This window comes from Lentibacter sp. XHP0401 (assembly GCF_025751535.1).
Classification (GTDB): Bacteria; Pseudomonadota; Alphaproteobacteria; order Rhodobacterales; family Rhodobacteraceae; genus Lentibacter.
In genome coordinates, this window is record NZ_JAOWLC010000005.1 from 86,935 (window position 1) to 104,957 (window position 18,023).

Annotated in this window: 17 protein-coding genes; 6 read left to right on the plus strand and 11 right to left on the minus strand. The window is 57.3% G+C overall.

All coding sequences use genetic code 11. The annotated features are described in order from the left end of the window. Nucleotides 1-15: 15 nt before the first annotated feature. Nucleotides 16-1,080, minus strand: coding sequence for a Hint domain-containing protein (locus OE750_RS08190; protein ID WP_263763395.1), 1,065 nt, complete (start codon nucleotides 1,078-1,080; stop codon nucleotides 16-18). Nucleotides 1,081-1,281: 201 nt separating this feature from the next. Here OE750_RS08190 and OE750_RS08195 point away from each other — a divergent pair, with 201 nt between their 5' ends. Further along, on the plus strand, nucleotides 1,282-1,809 hold the full coding sequence (locus OE750_RS08195) for a TetR/AcrR family transcriptional regulator (RefSeq protein ID WP_263763397.1): 528 nt from the start codon (nucleotides 1,282-1,284) through the stop codon (nucleotides 1,807-1,809). 29 nt (nucleotides 1,810-1,838) lie between these two features. Beyond that, nucleotides 1,839-2,240, plus strand: a complete 402-nt coding sequence (locus tag OE750_RS08200; protein ID WP_263763399.1) for an META domain-containing protein — start codon at nucleotides 1,839-1,841, stop codon at nucleotides 2,238-2,240. On the opposite strand, the gene recO is transcribed toward OE750_RS08200, so the two are convergent. The 7 genes from recO to OE750_RS08235 all read right to left on the minus strand — a co-directional run bounded on the left by recO (nucleotide 2,227) and on the right by OE750_RS08235 (nucleotide 9,652). After that, complete coding sequence (gene recO, locus OE750_RS08205; protein ID WP_263763400.1) at nucleotides 2,227-2,961, minus strand: DNA repair protein RecO; 735 nt, start codon at nucleotides 2,959-2,961, stop codon at nucleotides 2,227-2,229. The genes OE750_RS08200 and recO overlap by 14 nt on opposite strands. Before the next feature lie 9 nt (nucleotides 2,962-2,970). After that, on the minus strand, nucleotides 2,971-4,206 hold the full coding sequence (locus tag OE750_RS08210) for a Tm-1-like ATP-binding domain-containing protein (protein WP_263763402.1): 1,236 nt from the start codon (nucleotides 4,204-4,206) through the stop codon (nucleotides 2,971-2,973). Nucleotide 4,207: 1 nt separating this feature from the next. After that, nucleotides 4,208-5,137, minus strand: coding sequence for a phosphotransferase (locus OE750_RS08215; protein ID WP_263763404.1), 930 nt, complete (start codon nucleotides 5,135-5,137; stop codon nucleotides 4,208-4,210). After that, entirely contained in the window at nucleotides 5,134-6,555 is a 1,422-nt protein-coding gene (locus OE750_RS08220; RefSeq protein WP_263763728.1) for an aldehyde dehydrogenase family protein, read from the minus strand. Before OE750_RS08220 ends, OE750_RS08215 begins: the two co-directional genes overlap by 4 nt. Beyond that, nucleotides 6,474-8,102 carry a tripartite tricarboxylate transporter permease gene (locus OE750_RS08225; RefSeq protein WP_263763406.1) on the minus strand — a complete coding sequence of 543 codons (1,629 nt, stop codon included), beginning with the start codon at nucleotides 8,100-8,102 and terminating at the stop codon, nucleotides 6,474-6,476. The genes OE750_RS08220 and OE750_RS08225 overlap by 82 nt, the downstream gene beginning before the upstream one ends. Nucleotides 8,103-8,109: 7 nt before the next feature. After that, complete coding sequence (locus tag OE750_RS08230) at nucleotides 8,110-8,649, minus strand: tripartite tricarboxylate transporter TctB family protein (protein ID WP_263763408.1); 540 nt, start codon at nucleotides 8,647-8,649, stop codon at nucleotides 8,110-8,112. A gap of 61 nt (nucleotides 8,650-8,710) precedes the next feature. Further along, nucleotides 8,711-9,652: a tripartite tricarboxylate transporter substrate-binding protein gene (locus tag OE750_RS08235; RefSeq protein ID WP_412176210.1), complete on the minus strand. Its 942-nt coding sequence runs from the start codon at nucleotides 9,650-9,652 to the stop codon at nucleotides 8,711-8,713. Nucleotides 9,653-9,807: 155 nt separating this feature from the next. Between OE750_RS08235 and OE750_RS08240 the strand changes: the two genes are divergently transcribed. Next, nucleotides 9,808-10,590, plus strand: a complete 783-nt coding sequence (locus OE750_RS08240; protein ID WP_263763410.1) for an IclR family transcriptional regulator — start codon at nucleotides 9,808-9,810, stop codon at nucleotides 10,588-10,590. A 69-nt stretch (nucleotides 10,591-10,659) separates the two neighbouring features. Continuing rightward, nucleotides 10,660-12,015, plus strand: coding sequence for an aspartate aminotransferase family protein (locus tag OE750_RS08245; RefSeq protein WP_263763411.1), 1,356 nt, complete (start codon nucleotides 10,660-10,662; stop codon nucleotides 12,013-12,015). Between the two features lie 3 nt (nucleotides 12,016-12,018). On the opposite strand, the gene OE750_RS08250 is transcribed toward OE750_RS08245, so the two are convergent. From OE750_RS08250 to OE750_RS08260, 3 genes are all read right to left on the minus strand, one after another. Continuing rightward, on the minus strand, nucleotides 12,019-13,194 hold the full coding sequence (locus tag OE750_RS08250) for a lytic murein transglycosylase (RefSeq protein WP_263763413.1): 1,176 nt from the start codon (nucleotides 13,192-13,194) through the stop codon (nucleotides 12,019-12,021). A gap of 76 nt (nucleotides 13,195-13,270) precedes the next feature. Further along, nucleotides 13,271-13,867: a phospholipid-binding protein MlaC gene (locus OE750_RS08255; RefSeq protein ID WP_263763732.1), complete on the minus strand. Its 597-nt coding sequence runs from the start codon at nucleotides 13,865-13,867 to the stop codon at nucleotides 13,271-13,273. A gap of 11 nt (nucleotides 13,868-13,878) precedes the next feature. Next, a complete protein-coding gene (locus OE750_RS08260) occupies nucleotides 13,879-14,595 on the minus strand; it encodes a VacJ family lipoprotein (RefSeq protein WP_263763415.1) in 717 nt (238 codons plus the stop codon). Between the two features lie 219 nt (nucleotides 14,596-14,814). Here OE750_RS08260 and OE750_RS08265 point away from each other — a divergent pair, with 219 nt between their 5' ends. Continuing rightward, the gene (locus OE750_RS08265; protein ID WP_263763417.1) at nucleotides 14,815-16,566 is read left to right on the plus strand and encodes a type I secretion system permease/ATPase; all 1,752 of its coding nucleotides are present in this window, start codon (nucleotides 14,815-14,817) and stop codon (nucleotides 16,564-16,566) included. A gap of 104 nt (nucleotides 16,567-16,670) precedes the next feature. Then, nucleotides 16,671-17,966, plus strand: coding sequence for an HlyD family type I secretion periplasmic adaptor subunit (locus OE750_RS08270; RefSeq protein ID WP_263763734.1), 1,296 nt, complete (start codon nucleotides 16,671-16,673; stop codon nucleotides 17,964-17,966). Nucleotides 17,967-18,023: the final 57 nt, after the last annotated feature.

Sequence of the window (18,023 nt, forward strand, 5' to 3'; positions counted from 1 at the left end):
AGCCACACAATCAGATCAAGCCGCCTCGTGGTTGAGAATCGCTGCTTCCGAAGCCGAAAGATTGCGCCGCGCGAATGCACCGTAGCGTTCGGGCTGCACTTCAAAATCAGGCCGCATCGCCAAAAGCGTTTCGCGGTCTTCGTCACTCAGTGTCGAAAGCGCCGTATTGGCCGGGTGAAAGCTCTCTGTCTCAACGCCATTGGCCCAGACAATCTGGTGCTTCGGCAACAGGAGGTGTACATACGTCACCTCCTTCAGCTGACTGTCGATCACCACGTTATGATCATTCAACATGTCCTTGGCCCGCACCAGCACCTCATCGGTATTGAACAGCGCCCGCGCCACAGCGCCTTTCACCAGCATCCTGTGCTCGGGTGAAACCACAAGCTCCTCGTCAGGCCGCTCAATCCCGAGCGAGCCCGACCGAAAGCGGATCGGCCGCAACCTTGGCATCGCAAACAGCCGTGCGCCCGACATGCGCCGTTGTCCGATCCATTGAATTTCCTGCTCGCCATTGTCTTTGGTCAAAACCAGATCGCCCTGCCGCAGCGTTTCAATCGCGCGGGGGCCATCAGATGTGTTGATCCGCGTTCCCGGCGTAAAACAAATCACGCCCCCCGCATCAGGGCCTTCGGCACTCTGGCGTGCCGGCTCGAAGCTTTGGTGAACAACCCATAGGTCGTGGTTTTTCGGCGGAAGTTGATCGACAAACATAAGCAAAGGTTGCGCCCCGTTGCCAATGTCTATCAGCGTAACTGTGTAGCTGCGCGACCCGTCGGTCACGACAAAACTGTTGTCTCTCAGGCCGTCCAACCCTTCAACCGCATCCAGATCAGATGTTTCGCTAACAGCGGCTCCCACCAGCCTGTGCACCATACGTGCCGCGCGGCGCCGGAGGTTTGTCTCGTCGCTTGTCTGCTCCAACCGCAAAAGTTCAGATGGCCCGTCAACGCGCACAGCGTCTCCCTGCCAAGACCACGTTGCCCCAACGCTCAGGTCTGCCACTGGCGCTTGCGCCAACCCGTCTACTTTTGTTTGCGGCCAGGAAATGACAAACGTGCCTTTAAAGCCCGTTTCCATCGATACTGCCTGCCTCGTTCTTTTTTTATTATATTGCCCTTAAGCTAACACGCGAGATTCCGCCTGCATACCCCCGCAAACATGCGAAGAATCCCTATTGTGGCAAAAATGCTGACGCGGAAAAGCGTCTATCCCTCACGGCTTTTCTAGCGACTCACAGCCTCACTTGGCAAATGCCCTACGCCTGCGTAGGGTCACGGTATGAAAAACAAACGCTTGAGCAAAGATGACTGGATCGCCGCGGGCTTCCACGCCCTCATTGATCACGGGCCCGCCGCCCTCAAGGCAGAGGCCTTGGCACGCACACTCGACACGACTAAGGGTTCGTTTTATTGGCACTTCAAAGACGTCCCAGCCTTCCACACCCACATGCTCACGCATTGGGAACAGCAGGCGCTTAACGGGCTTGTGGCAGAGATTGAAACAAAAGACACCGCTGTCGCAACTTTGCAGAGGTTTGTTCAGTCTTCCAAAGGCAACACCAATTCTGCCGCCGTTCGGGCCTGGGCCCGGACGGATACCTCCGTTGCCAAAGCGGTTGCCCATATCGACAAGGCCCGGCTGAAGTATCTTACGACCTTGCTCAAACGCTGTGGTGTCGGCAACCCTGATTTGGCATGCGCCCTTTATGCAGCCATGGTCGGCATTGAAACCCTCCCCGACAATGATGAAACACTTGGCAAGAATGCGCTCACCTCACTTGTGGATTTAATACTGGCGCTTAGATAGGCCCGTAAGATGAAATACAGGTCAAGATTATGAAAAACAGCCTATACGCTCTCCTGCTTATACCTGCCCTTGCCACCCTGCCTGCCTGTCAGCCAGAAAAAGCCGGGAGCGGTTACAGCGGGCCCGACACAATCTGGAAGCTGGAAGCGATTGATGGCAAAGCCTTTGGTGCCCGCGCCACGCTCACTTTTCCTGAAGCAGGCAAAGTTGCAGGCCAAGCCCCTTGCAACCGTTATTTCGGCGAAATGAAGGCACCTTATCCGCAGTTTGATGCTGGCATGGTCGCCTCAACCAAAATGGCCTGTCAGGATCTTGAAGCCGAGGGGCAGTTCTTCTCTGCGCTCAACGAAATGAACCGAACAGATATTTCCGGCAACACGCTGGTGTTAAGCAATGATGCAGGCCGTGAAATGATCTTCAAAGCCGAGTAAGATGCCGCTCGAACACCGCCAGAAACCGCCCGCGTGCATCGGGCAGAGGCTTTGAGCCGAGTTCCGGCGCAAGGTGTTCGGCCAGAAAATATCCGGTAATGCGCAGGCCGGCGGCGATATCTTCGTCACTGGCCTCACCTTCGCCCAGCAAAACAGGCGGCAGCGGCAAAAGCTTTGCCGCCCAAGCTCCCGCGCCGTCTGCTGTCACGGCACGCCCCGTCTTCGGCGAGAGATAAACCAGCCCCTCTTTTGCACCGGTCACGGCACAGCATGTCAAATCGAGACCAAAGCCTAACTCCTCAAGCAAAGCCAACTCCCACTTGAGGTAGGCAAGCGGCCAAAGCTCATCCTGCCCCAGAAGGTCCATCAAAGCCTCGGTGCGCCGGTAAAGCGGTAAGTGCACTTCCCTTTCAGGCAAGGAAAAGCGCAACAGGGCTGTAACCGTGTTGAGCCCCGCCAAAGCCAGCCGCGAATTCATCACGACAGCCGAACGCGAACGGATCAGCTCGGCGGTAAAGCTGCCGATATGTTCTTCCAACCGCGCGCGCCAAACCAGATCAAGCTGAGCACCCGGTTGCAGAATAGGAGCCATCTTGCGGCTTGCCCCGCCGCGGACAACGCCCGCATGCAGGCCGCGCTCGGGGGTGAGCACATCCAGAATGGCGCTGCTTTCGCCATGGGGCCGCACGGCCAGCAATATTCCTGTGTCACGCCATTCCATGGGGTGAGATTAGCGCTTCACCACGCCCTCTGCGACCCATTTGTCAAAGATCGCCAACACCGCCTCGCCAAACGCCAGATCATTGATATGGCAGTCAAGTTCATGCAGGTTGGCGTTGTCTGGCATATGCTTGCGCATTGCCTCCATAAATACACGCAGCCCCTCGGCGTCGTGTAGTGGCTCTCCCGCACGATCCCACTCGTTACACCCCTGCAACGGCAGGATCACCTCGGTTGGCCCTGTGGCCTCCGCCAGCTTTTCACAGATCACTTGAGCAACTTCGGCACGGTCCTTCGCCGCAATCATAGCAGACGTCAGCAAGCGATTATGCGCATGGGTTTCATAGCCCTCAAGCCGGGAAGGCGGCGCTTGCCAACCGACAAAATCCACCAAATCATAACAGCCCGGCGCAAACAGTTGTGGAATGCCCTTGCGCCCCGCGTTGGTGAGGCGGTCAGCGCCTGCTGTAATGTTGGAGCCAAAAAGGTGGTTCGTCACTTCCTGCGGCGCAAAATCCATCACAGCGGCAAAAGCGCCCTCCGCAGCCAACCCTTCAAAGGCCCGTCCGCCCATTCCTGTGGCGTGAAACACCGCCACTTCAAATCCGCGTTCTTCAAGAGCGGGCTTGAGCGCCACCATATAGCGCAGCACGGTTTTGCCAAAAGACGTCATGCCAATCAGCGGCTTCTCCCACTTCGGCGCTTCCACAGCGCGCGCGGCCCCCAGAACGGCCCCTGCCGCTTGGGACAGCGACGATTTGCAAACAGAGTTCAGCCCGTAAAGCCCTCCTGCCCACAAGATCATCTGGATATCGGGCGCAAGACGCTCAGGCGGTAGCATGGCCGAGAAAGAAACGGTCGAGACAACATACTTCGGCACTCCCAAAGGCAGGGCCGCGCAGACATCAAGCGCGAGGTCCGTGCCCATAGAGCCGCCAAGCACGATCACCCCGTCAAACTTGCCCGCGCGAAAAAGCTTAAGGGCAAGCCCCGCCGCACCATCAGCCATAATCTGCATCGCAACATTCTCATCCCCCGCGCCGATTGCGGCAGCAACGGAACTTCCGCCCGCTTCGGCTACCTCATGTTTGGAATAATCCGTCGGCTCCGACGGCTCGCCAAGCACGCTCACATCCATAGTGGCCACATGCCCGCCTTGGCCGCGGATGCACTCTGCCAGATAGCCGAGCTCTTCATTCTTTGTGTCATATGTGCCCACAATGAGGATTGTTTTGTCTTGGCTCATCTCATCTCTCCATAAACGCCTGCGCCAGCTTAAGTGCGGCTCTAGTGGCCCTTGCCGAACGCGCTGCGGTGTTTGGCTCGCCCGCCCTGTCCATAAACCAACCGGGGTAAGTAAAAGCGCGCAGCATCAGAAACAGGTCAAGATCGGCGGAGGCAACCTCGGCTCGCGCACTGTAGCCCTCGCACAAAGCCGTGCGCAGATCAGGGTAATCAGGCTTGTCCATAAACCGTAAAAGGAATGTCGCAAGCTCGAATATGCGAAAGCCGTAACCGCCGTCGTCAAAGTCAATGAGACCAACATTGGCTCCGTCCCACATCACATTCTGGCCCACAAGGTCTGCATGTATAAGGCCATAATCAAGCACGCCTTCCCCTTTGGCCAACACCTCATCCGCCTTCGCCCGCGCAGCCAAAAGCAGATCGCGCTCAGAAAGGCTCAGATCAGGGTGTTCCCAAAAGCGGCCCCAAAGCGGCGTATCGCCTAGGAGGCCTGCGCGGTCCCATGCAGGGCGGGTGAACCCCACAAGTGGTTGCCACGCATCGCAAGCCGCGTGCAAATCCGCCATCGTTGCCCCCAGCTTATGGCAGAACGCCGGCCTGTCGGCCACGTTGTTAATCTCGCCAGGATCGCCCAAAGGCGCGCCTTCAAGCCAAGTAATCACGCTCACAAACTGGCCATCAACCACAGCAACAAATCCGCCGTCAAGCAAGGCAACAGGCCGCGGCACGGGTAGCCCTGCTTCCCTCATCGCTGCAATCCACGCAAGTTCGTGGCCAAGCTCTTCTGCACTGCGATACCCCACACGATGCAGGCGCAGCGCATATGCCGAATTCAAGCGATAAACCGTATTCTCCCGCGCCGCCGCAAGCGTGATCCTGGGGTTTTCAAACCCCCAGATCGCCGCCGCCTTTGCTGCGCGCTCAAGACTCAAAGCTGGATCCACGCCGTTTTCAGATCCACATATTTGTCGATCGCATGGAGCGATTTGTCATGCCCGTTGCCCGACTGTTTGACGCCGCCCAAAGGCACCGTGTTGTCCGAGCCACCATAGGTGTTCACATGGACAATCCCTGCGCGAATGCCATGCACCATACGGTGCGCGCGGCTCAGGTTGCTGGTCCAGACACCCGCCGACAGGCCATAATCCGTCCCGTTGGCAAGGCTCACCGCTTCGGCATCTGTATCAAACGCCGTCACAGCAAGCACAGGTCCGAAGACCTCGTTCTGGAATACATTATGCTCGCGCTCAACGCCTGTCAGGATCGTCGGAGCCATGTAATAACCGCCCGTTTCCTCCAGGATGCGTTCACCACCCGTGGCAACTTCCGCGCCTTCGGCCAAGGCTTTTTCAACAAAGCCAAGGTTGCCCTCAAGCTGCGGAATAGAATTCACCGCGCCTATATGCGTTCCAAGATCAAGCGGATCACCCACTTTGAGCTTCTCGGCCTCCGCGCCCAACAGCGCCACAAATTCGTCATGCACCGAACGCTCGACCAAGAGCCGCGACCCCGCCACACAAACCTGCCCCGAGTTGCGGAAAATACCCATCGCCGAAACCTTCGCCGCAAGCTCCAAGTCAGGCGCATCTGCAAAGACCACATTTGGCGACTTGCCCCCAAGTTCGAGATAAACCCGTTTCAGATTTGAACGCGCTGAATATTCCAGCAAGCGACGGCCCACACCGCCCGAACCGGTGAAAACCAAGACATCAACACCATGGCTCATCGCCAGCGCCTCGCCCGTCACAGAGCCTTGCCCTGTGACCACGTTAAGCACACCATCAGGCAGGCCAGCCTCGGCGCAAATCTCGGCCAGCCTCAAAAGCGAAAGTGAAGCCGTTTCGGCGGGCTTCAAGACAACAGAGTTACCGGTGGCTAACGCAGGCGCAAGCTTCCACGCGCCAATCATCAAGGGGAAGTTCCAGGGCACAATCGCGCCGACAACTCCCACAGGCGCATGATGCACAAGGCCCAACACGTCTGGGGCCGTCGGAGCAACCTCGCCATAAATCTTGTCGACGGCCTCGGCATAGTAGCGGAAGGTTCCCGCAGCCGAGCCGGCTTCGGCTTTCAAAGCCATGTTAAATTCCGTGCCGTTGTCACGCACGCCAAGCACTGTCAGCTCAAGCGCATATTGCTCGATCAGATCGGCAATCTTGTGCAGCACTTTCTTGCGCCCCGCAGGCGACATATCGCGCCAGCGCCCGTCTTCAAAAGCGCGCCGCGCCGCAGCCACAGCACGGTCTACATCAGCAACCGTTGCGCGCTCTATCGTCGTGAGTTTTTGTCCGTCAATCGGGGAGCGTATTTCGAGCGCTTCTCCCGCAGCCTCTTGCCACGTTCCGTCAATAAATAGTCTTTGCGGCGCGACATCTGCGCGGCGAAGCTCGTCGATCTGTGCTTGGCTTGCCATTTGGCCTCCTTGAGCGATTTACGTTCCTGCCAGACGCGGCGGAAGTGAATAAGAAGCACCCCGAGGATCATGATAAACAAGATCATCGCCACGGGGCGGTCGATAAAATCAAAAGGTGTTTTCACCCGCGCCATACCTGCGCGCAGCTTCACTTCCATGATACCGCCAAGGACCATGCCAAGCACGATCGGCACAGCGGGCAAGCTAAGCCGCTTCAACACAAAACCGAAGATACCAAAGCACGCCGCTATGAGGCAGTCGGTAAAAGAGTTACGCAAGCTGTAAACGCCCACAAAACTCAGCGTGAGGATTGCCGCACCAAGAAAGCGATTGGGAATTTTGACAACTTTGATGAGTTGGTTGGTGGCAAACAATAGGAAGATCAGCACCAGCACATTGAGAATGAGAAGCGCCAGATAAAGCGCCACGACAAAATCCATATCGTTCTGAAATAGCGCAGGCCCGGGCACGACATTGTGCACATAAAACACCGAGAGCATCATCGCCGTCAGCGCCTCTCCCGGTATACCAAGCGCAAGCAGCGGGACCATTGCCGCCGCCGGCACCGCATTGTTCGAAGTCTCTGCCGCGATCAATCCTTCGCTCGCGCCATGACCAAAGTCGTCAGGCCGCTCCGAGGAGCGCTGCGCATAGGTGTAGCTAAGGAACTGCGCGGTAAATTCGCCAACACCGGGGATCATCCCCATAAGCACGCCCAGGCTGGCCGAAACAGTGGCAACCCGAGGATGCCGCGCCAACTCGCGCATCCCCTGAAACAGCCCGCCGCGCAGCTTTGTCATACGGATTTTCTCATCCTGCCCTTGAAGCAGGAAAATTGCTTGGGAAATGGCAAAAAGGCCAAGCACGACAACAATGAGATCAACACCAGAAGACAACCACGACTGATCGAAGGTAAAGCGCTTGGAATATTTAACAGGTTCAAGCCCGACCGTGTGCAGGAATATCCCGAAACACGCGAGCGCCGCCGCAATCAGGCTTTGTCCGCGGTGGGCAACAACCACAAGGATAATCCCCAGCAAGGCCGCGAGAAATATCTCACGGCTCCCGAACATTGGCGCGATCTTCGCCAACACTGGCGCAAAGAGAATGAGGCAGATGACAGAGAACACTCCGCCAAAAAAGCTCGAGGAATAGGCAAGGCTCAAAGCCCGTCGCGCCTCGCCCCGTGTTGTCATGGGGTAGCCGTCATAGGTCGTCAGCGCATTCACAGCTGTGCCGGGTGTGTTGATCAGGATCGCAGGGATCGAACCACCATACATGGAGCTACCATAGATGCCCAAGAGAACTGTAAGCCCAACAATAGGGTCCATACTGAAGGTCGCAGGCAGCAAAATGGCAATGGCAACGGCAGGCCCGACACCGGGGATCGCCCCGATCAGGACACCACCGATGGAACCGACAAGCAGCGCAATCATTACATCCCAGCGGGCCAGAATTTCGAGGCTTGAGAGTATCAGGTCCATGCGCGCCTCAAAGGTTCAGGATGAAAAAAGAGCGCAAGGCACCAGGCAGGTATTCATAGATTGCCCCACCCGGAATATTGACGCTCAGGAATGACTTGAACAACACCACAACCGCCACGGCAAACACCACGGCCACCCAAAGCATCAATCGTGTGCGATACCCAAGGCGGTAACAAAGCGCGAGCATAAGCGCGATGGTCATAGGCAGGTAGCCAAGGATCGGCACAAGCAACACATAAGTCAGAAACCAGAGCACATATTCGATCGCGAAAAACCATGTTTTCCACTCTGTCACATCAACCCGCTGAAACCCGCGGCGTGGAAGCTTCCATAAATGCAGCCCGCCAAACAGCACCATTCCAACAAGCGACACAGCAGGCCAGAAGCGCGGTTGGGCGAAAAACTGTGTGCCCTTGGCCCATTTGGTCTCACTACCGATCTGGCTCAAAAGCAAAGTCGAAGCCACGAGAAAGACAATCGCAAACAACGCCTGCCCCCTCAACGGCCCCTCAAAACGGCGGATTTCTTCACTGCGATCTTTGCTCATATCCATCCTCAAGACACCGAAAGGCCGGGCGCAAACAACCGCCCAGCCTGCTGGTATCGGCTTACTCCAAAAGCCCCTGGATTTTGCCAACAGTTTCAATGTTCCGTGCCACACGGGCCGCCGAGTCATCAGCACCTTGCCAATAAACAAGCGCGCCGGTTTCCTTGGCTACATTCTGTGCGCGCTCGCTCATCACAGTTTTCTCGGCAACAGCGATAATCTTTTCGCGCACATCCGCAGGCGTGTCTTTATGAACAAACAGACCATTCCAAAGCGCAATGTTCAATTCAGGATCAATCTCCCCCGCTGTCGGCGCGTCAGGCACAAGACTGATACGTTCGTCGGTGATCGAGACAAGCACTTGCACATCGTCAAGACAGGGCAAAATGAGCTGCAAAGTTGTGTTGATCACATCTGCATCACCCGAAGCCAGCGTATTGCAATCAAGGGCATCAAACGCTGCATCCGAACCCCATTCAAAGCCTTGGTTCACAGCCATGGCCTTTGTCACCTGCGTCGGTGTCAGCGGGTCGCCAAAGTGGCCGAGCGCAACCTCGTTCTCTTTCGCATAGGCTGCCAGCTCTTCCATGGTCGAATAGGGCGCATCTTTGCTCGTTGCGATGACGAAAGGATAGGTAAGGAATATCCCCAGCGGGTCAAACTTCGCGGGTGTCAACTCGTCGATGCCGATAGCATGACCCACGACAGGCACGCCGATCACAAAAGAGCCGATAGTGTAACCATCCGCTGGTGCCATCGCTACGTCGATAGCACCGGGGAAAGGTCCGCCACCACCGCCGGGCTTGTTTACCACAGCCGCCGAGACACCATATTCATTTTGAAAATCTTCTGCAATCATCCGGGTCAGCACATCTTCCAGATCACCCGGAGGAAACGGCACAATAAAGCTCACCGGTTTTTCAGGATATTCAGCAAGAGCCACCCCGCCCGTTGCCGCCATCGTAAGAGCCAAGGCTCCGCCGAGAAGTTTGTTACCTATCATCTTATTCTCCCTGTTCGTATGGTTCATTATTTGAACCGTTGGTTCTAAAACAGATTGACAGAGCCATGCCGAGTCTGTCAACACCTTTAACATGTGAAGTAGGGCCAGCCCTTCTTCAAACTGAGAACGCAGCTATTACGGCCAAAAGGAAACCCATGGGAACTGTGTCCAAAGCCCTTTCATTGTTGAGTTTTTTCAGCCGCTCCCGAAGCCTGATCGGGCTGAGCGAGATGTCTCGCCTCGCAGGAATGAACAAGACAACAGCGCACCGTATGCTCACCGAGCTTCAGGCTGCAGGATTCGTCGAGCAGGCCAATTCCAGCCGTGAGTACCGCCTCGGTCCCGCCTTTTTACGCCTCGCCGCGTTGCGCGAAGCCACAGTGCCAATGCGCGATCTGGCCCAAAGCGTTGTCGACGAACTCGCCGCCCAGACAGGCGAAACAGCCCATGTCTCACTCCTCAATGGTATAATGCTCAGCACCATCGCCTATGCCTATGCGCACCAGCACGGATTACAGGTCACTATGGATGATGCAGAAATTCTGCCGCTTCACGCCACAAGCTCGGGTCATGCCGTGCTCGCCTTCTCCGATCCGGCCTTTGCAAAAAACGCGCTGGAGCACACGCTCGAGGCATATACCGCCAGCACACTGACAGACCGTAAGATGCTCGCCGCCAAAATGGCTGACGTGCGCACAACAGGCCTCGCTGAAGCCATTAGCGCCTTTGAAACCGATGTGCATACCCATGCAGTTCCACTTTTCGACGCGCGCCAAGCCTGCATTGGCGCGGTGGCAATAGCCGCCCCCGCCGCGCGCATGACACCCGAACTACGTGAGGCTATCCGCGCCGCATTGCTCGAATCCGGCCCACGCCTCACACGGCTCATGGGCGGCTTTCTTCCGCCGAGTTACACCCAAAGGGAGGCCGCCGAATGAATGCCCGCGCCTATGAAGCTGTTCTGCAAGAACTAGTCCTGCCCGCACTCCCACTGAAAGGATATCGACATGAAAGACAGTAATTTCCTCAAGGAAAAGAACGCCCGCTCGCTCTGGCATCCAATGGCGCATCCCGCCGACAGCCTTGCCAATCCGCCCACAATCGTGACGGGTGCGCAGGGCGTGCGGATTTCAGATGTCGACGGTCACGAAGTTGTAGACGGCGTTGGCGGGCTCTGGAACGTGAACCTCGGCTTCTCCTGCCAGCCTATCAAGGATGCCATCGCAGCCCAACTTGAGCAGCTGCCTTATTATTCGACCTTCCGCGGTACGACAAACGATGCCGTCATCGAGCTCTCAGAAGAGCTGCGCGATTTCTTTGCGCCCGACGGCCTCACCCGCGCGTTCTATACATCAGGGGGTTCTGACTCCGTCGAAACAGCCCTGAGGCTTGCGCGGCAGTATCACAAAGTGAAGGGCGAGCCCGCGCGCACCAAGTTCCTTTCTCTGAAGAAAGGTTACCACGGCACACACTTTGGCGGCGCTTCCGTGAACGGCAACGCGAACTTCCGCACCGCTTACGAGCCGCTGCTGGCAGGTTGCTTCCACATCCCAGCCCCCTACACCTACCGCAACCCGTTTAACGAAACAGACCCGGAAAAGCTCGCGCAACTCTGCCTGGCCGCGCTGGAAGACGAGATCGCCTTCCAAGGCGCGGGCACAATCGCGGCCTTCATCATGGAGCCTGTGCTTGGTGCGGGCGGTGTTATTCCGCCCCATGAAAGCTTCATGCCCGGCGTGCGCGACATCTGCACGCGCAACGGCATCCTGCTCATTGCTGACGAGGTCATCACCGCCTTTGGCCGCACTGGCTCGTGGTCAGGCAGCCGCCACTGGGGCGTGAAACCCGACTTCATGTGCACGGCCAAAGCCATCACCAACGGTTACTTCCCCTTCGGCGCGGTCATGATCGCCGATGACGTTGTGCAAGTGTTCGAACAAGACAAAACAGGCAAGGCCGCCATCGGGCACGGGTATACCTACTCAGGGCACCCTGTCGGCGCTGCTGCCGCACTGGCTTGTCTGGCCGAGACAAAGCGCCTCAAGGTCAATGAAAACGCCGCCGCGCGCGGAGCCGAGCTTTTTTCAGGCCTGCAAGCGCTGCACGAGAAGTATGAGATGATCGGCGATGTGCGCGGCGGGCATGGCCTCATGTGTGCGATGGAGCTTGTTTCAGATCGCGCCAGCAAAACCCCAATAGGCAAAGGCCCGATCGCCACGCTGCAAGAAACCACCTACCAAAACGGCGCGATGGTGCGCATTTCGGGGCCAAACGTCATCCTTTCGCCACCCCTCGTGCTCACAAGTGATGATGTGCAGGTGATGCTGACAGCGCTCGATGCAGGCTTTGCCGCAGCGAGCTAAGCTCTAAAGCCGGTTAAGCAGCTGACGCGTGGGCCATGCGTCAGCTGGCAGGCCAAGCTTTTGTTGCATGTCCTGCACCGCGGCGCGCGTGCCCGCGCCCAAAATTCCGTCAATCTTGCCAACATCATAGCCTTTGCGCGTCAGCTTTTCCTGAAGCACTTTCAAATCGCCTCCGCCAAGCCCGCGCTCGGGGTTCCCCGCGTTAAAAACGGGTGCGCCTTCAATACGGTTTGCAAAGTAAGCAGCCGTCAAAACATAGGTAAAGCTCTGGTTCCACTCAAAATATACGCGAAAGTTCGGATAAGCTAAAAAGGCAGGCCCCTTGCGCCCTTGTGGCAGAATAAGCGAGGCAGGCAGGTTTCCGGCAAGCTTGCCGTGGCGAGGCTTTACCCCCATCCTGGCCCAGTCCGAAGCCTTGATCTGCGTGCGCAACCCCGATTTGGACCAATCCATATTTTCAGGCACAGCAACTTCCTGCAACCAGGGCTCGCCCGCACGCCAGCCGAGGTGTTTGAGCATTTTGGCCCCGCTCAAAAGCGCATCTGCCGGCGAGGTTTTCAAAAGCACATGCCCGTCACCGTCACCATCGACACCGTTGTCGATAATATCCTGCGGGAGCATCTGCACCATGCCGATTTCACCGGCCCAAGCGCCTGTTGTCTTGGTCGGGCTAAAATCGCCGTGCCTGTATAACTCAAGCGCCGCAAAAACCTGTGGCCGGAACAACTCGGGCCGGCGGCAATCGTGGCTGAGTGTCATCAGCGCATTGAGTGTATTGAAATCACCCTGATACGAGCCGAAATCCGTCTCAAACGCCCAAAATGCCAGAAGCACCCCGCGGCTTACACCATAGTCACGCTCCATACGGTCGAAAATTCCGTCGTATTTCTGACCATTGCTGCGCGCATTATTGAGGCGGCCGCTTGAAATGAGCCTGCGTGCGAAGCTGGTAAAATCGAGCTGGAAAACACCTTGTGAGCGATCCGCTTTCAAAACTTTGCTGTCAGGGCGCACATTCGCAAAGAAGCTATCGACAGTCGCCGCATCATAGCCCTTGGCACGCGCCTCGTTTTTCATATCGCTGACAAAATCAGAGAACTTTCCGCCACATTTCGCCTCGGCTGCGAGCGGTGCTGCCAGAATTGCAACGGCCAGTGCCGCACTTAAAAAGTTACGCATAGATACCTCACATACAGGCGTCCAGCCGCCCGTTTCGACGCCACACATAGCAAGTCCGAGAAAGGCAAACCAGTGGCTAGCTGATCTGTTTCAAATCAGAAATCAGCGCATCAATGTCACCGCGACGCTTATCAAGCATCGAGCCAATCTCTGTGCGTTCGGTCAGAAGCATATTGATGCCTTCAATGTAGAGATTAAAAAACTTGTGGCCTCCGGAACGGTCCGAAACAAGGAAGGTTACCTCAAACGGCGCTTGCCCCTTCAGATAGGCGACAGCGCTCACCTCGAACCACTTCTTCACCTGCTTCACACCCGTCACTTCAAGACGCCCGCCGATAAACTCGCGGAAGCGACGGCCATACTTGCGTGACACATAGGTTTCAAAAGCGGCGGAATAGGCCTTCTTCTGCGCAGAACTGGCACGGCGGCCATCGTTGCCCAGCGTATAGGCCGCAATATAGGACGTGTCGGAATAACGTGCAAAGATACGCTCGAAGTCACCATACATCGCGCTTTCGGATTTGCCCGAGGCGATCACCCTGTTGATTTCGCCAACAAGCTTGTCGACAAGCGCTTTTGCCTCACCTTCGGACAAGGCCAAAGTGGCCGTTGGAGCAAAGGCAAGCGTCAGGCCGGTTGCGGCGAGAAGCTTCATGGAATGGCGGCGTGTCATAAAAGTCATGGCTAGAACCCCTCGGTATTAAGGTCAAACGGATCGTTGGACTGGTCTTCAGGCACAGCCTCACCCAGTTCGAAACGGCGGTTTTGCAAATATATCGTGCGGGCCTGCGCATAGCTGTCCGCACTTTCATAAAGGATGGAATCAATCGTGTCGCCGTATGTTCCACGATCCCCAAGGCGCGACGCAACTGAGGCACCTGTCCCGTAATATTTCTCGGGGCTCTGTACCATATAGGTCAGCGGGTTGGTGAAAAGATCGACAACCTTGCCCACAGCGTCCCGCTCTGTCGACGGGCCCAGCAACGGCAATTCGACAAATGCGCCCTCCCGCACACCCCAGACAGCCAGAGTTTCACCAAAGTCGGCCTTGGCTTCATAAAGTTTGAACTCTGTTGAAGGGTCAAACACGCCGCCAATACCAATCGTGGTGTTCAGCGCGAAACGCAGTGTGTTCTGGCTTGCTTCACCCAAACGCCCTTGCAGAACATTGTTTACAATCGTGCCGGGCAAAGACAGGTTTGATGAAAAATTGCTCACACCCTTCTGCACAGGCCTCGGAATGATTGCGACATAACCTTTGCCCGCAGGGCGCAGAAGCGCGCGGTCAACCGCGCGGTTGAACTCGTGATTGTCGCGGTTGGTTTGCTCATAAGGATCAAATGGCAAGGCAGGGTCATGCCCCGCATCAGGATGCGTGCACCCCGACGCCAGCACAAGCATCGAAACAACTGCAAATGGTTTAAAAAGCCTTGCTTTCAAAGCATCCTCCCAAAAAACTCTGTCTGATCTATGTTATTGCGGCCCAAAGCCCAAGGTTCTATGAGGGTTATTGCTAATATGTGGCAGTTTGGAAACAGCAGATACCAACAAATGCGCAAGAACCCGCGCGATTTTTTGGGAAAAAAGTAATTATAAAGAACTTAGCCTGAAAAAGAGCCCATGAAAGCACCAAACTTGCAAAAAGGTCTTGATGAGTTGCGCGCCGCGCGGCGGGAGTCGCGCTTTCTGTTTTGGGCGGCGGGTCTTTTCAGTGCATTCGTAAATCTGCTGATGCTCACTGGCCCGCTCTATATGTTGCAGGTTTACGATCGCGTGCTTGGCTCGCGTTCCGTGGCCACTCTGGTGGCCCTCACCCTCCTTGTGGTTTTTCTCTACACGATGATGGGCCTGCTCGATTACGCCCGTGGCCGGATCATGGCCCGCGTCGGCGCGCGCTTCCAATCCCGTCTCGACAAAAGGGTATTTGATGCAGTCATCCGCAAAAATGCGCTCGGCGTGCGCGATGAAAGCGCACTTGCCCTTCGGGATCTTGAGGCGGTGCAGCGCCTGCTTACCTCTCCCGCGCTTATGGCTCTGTTTGATCTGCCGTTCACACCCCTTTTCATTTTTGGCATCTTCCTGTTTCATCCGTGGCTTGGCATCCTCTCCCTCATCGGCGGAGCAATTCTTGTCACCATCACACTCAGCAACCAACTGACAACACGCCGCCCGCTGATCCGCGCCAACCGCGCTGTCGCCAAAGCCGAAATCATGTCCGAACAGTTGCGCTCCGAGGCCGAGATGATTCAGGCCATGGGCATGCGCGAGGCCGCCTTCCAACGCTGGCAAAAAGCGCGGGCGGCCTCGCTGGAAGAGCACCTGCACGCCGCCGATCTGGGCGGCACGTTTTCCACCGCAGGCAAAACCTTCCGTTTGCTTTTGCAATCGGCCATGCTCGGTCTTGGCGCTTATCTGGTGCTGCAAGCCGAGCTGACCCCTGGCGCCATGATCGCCGGCTCCATCCTCATGGGGCGCGCCCTTGCCCCGATCGAGATGAGCATTGGCCAATGGCCGCTCTTCGCCCGTGCGCGCAAAGGCTGGCAAACTCTTGCACAGCTTTTGTCCGAAGTTCCGCCTGAAGCCGCTCGCATGCCCCTTCCGCGCCCTCAAGCTTCGCTTGAGGTCTCTCAAGCCACGGTCGTCCCCCCCGGCGAGTCTCAGGCTTCGCTCAAAATGGTCAACTTTACCGTAAAGCCCGGTCAGGCCGTCGGCGTCATCGGCAAATCGGGCTCTGGCAAATCAACTCTTGCGCGCGCCCTCACAGGTGCATGGCGGCCTGCCGGCGGTAAAATCCGGCTCGATAACGCCGCGCTCGATCAATACGATCCAAGCGTGCTGGGCGAGCTGATCGGCTACCTGCCCCAAAGGGTCGAATTATTTGATGGCACTATCGCCGAAAACATCGCCCGCCTCTCGCCCACGCCCGATGCTCCCGCCGTCGTGGCGGCCGCCAAGCGCGCCGATGCCCACGCCATGATCGTCAAGCTGCCCGATGGCTACGACACCAAAGTCTCCACCAATGGCGGGCGGCTTTCTGGCGGCCAGATCCAGCGCATCGGCTTGGCCCGCGCCATGTATGGCGACCCTGTTCTGCTTATCCTCGATGAGCCCAATTCCAACCTCGACAATGACGGCAGCCAAGCGCTCAACCGCGCCATCGCCGCGTTTCGCACCGAGGGGAAATCCGTTTTAATCATGGCGCATAGGCCTGCAGCGATTGAAGAGTGCGACATGCTGCTCATGCTCGAAGATGGCCGCGCGCTGGCCTATGGGCCCAAAGAAGAGGTGCTGCGCCGTATGGTGCAAAACCACGCCGAGATCGGCAAAAATGCGGGCAAAGGCGGCTCGATCACGGGGGACAACAAGCCATGAGCACCGAGAGAAAAGCCGCCCCCGACCAGACGGCTCTCGCCCACAGCGTCCAGACCTTGCCCGCTCGCACACCCGCTTGTGCTGCCAAAGAGGCGCAGGCCGAAATGCGCCGCAAATGGCCGGTCAGAATGCCTGTTTTCGTTGGTTTATTCGCATTGGCCCTGCTTGTCGGCGGATTCGGTGGCTGGTCGGTATTCAGCTCGCTCGCGGGCGCTATCGTGGCCTCAGGGCGTGTTGAAGTCGAGCAAAACCGCCAGATCGTCCAGCACCCTGACGGCGGAGTCGTAGCTGAACTTATGGTTCAGGAGGGCGACCGTGTCACAGCCGGTCAAGTGCTGATCAACCTTGACAGCAAAACGCTCACCTCCGAGCTCAACATCGTTGAAAGCCAACTCTTCGAGTTGATGGCCCGCCGCGCCCGCCTTCAGGCGGAGCGCGATGCGCTTACAGATCTGGCGTTTGATCCCGAACTCGTCACACTCGCCCCGCAAATAAGCGAGGTCGCTGATCTGATGGAAGGCCAGCGGCGGCTCTTTGAGGCCCGCAACGAAAGCATCACCCAGCAGCGCGACCAACTCGCCAAACAACGCGAACAAATCGGCGATCAAATACGAGGTATCGAAGCCCAAACCGAGGCGCTCGAACTTCAAGTCGCGCTCATAGGCGAAGAGCTCGAAGCCCAGAGCAGCCTTTTAGAGCGTGGGCTTGCACAAGCCTCCCGCGTGCTGTCACTGCGCCGCGAGGAAGCGCGCCTGCTGGGCGAGGTTGGCGAATTGCGCGCCAGCAAAGCACAAGCCCAAGGCCGCACCACCGAGTTGGATATCGAAAGCCTCAAGCTCACCAGCTCCTTGCGCGAAGACGCCATTTCCCAGCTGCGCGACCTGCGTGTCCAGGAGCTCGAATTCCGCGAACGGCGCACCTCTCTCTCCGAGCGGCTCTCGCGCCTGTCCATTCAGGCGCCCGCCTCAGGCATCGTCTATGGCCTCACCGTCAATACGCCCCGCTCCGTTATTCGCGCAGCCGAGCCCGTGCTTTACATCGTTCCACAAGACCGCCCTCTTGTTATCGCAGCACAAGTTCCGACAATCCATGTCGATAAAATCTACACGGGCCAAAGCGTTAACCTGCGCTTTTCCGCCCTTGATCAGCGCCGCACCCCCGAGCTTTTCGGCGAGGTGGTCAGGGTCTCGGCCGATGCTTTCACCGATGACGCCAGCGGGGCTTCCTATTACCGCGCCGAGATTGCTCTCAAGGAAGGCGAACTCGGCAAGCTCCCCGAAGGAGCCGCGCTTATTCCCGGTATGCCCGCCGAGGCTTTCATCCTCACATCCGAACAAAGCCCGATGGACTATCTGATCAAACCGTTCTGGGATTATTTCGAACAAGCCTTCCGCGAATAGCACGCTCATTTTGCCGTATCGGCCCGGCGCGTTTCCCGCTAGCCTCACCCCGACTCG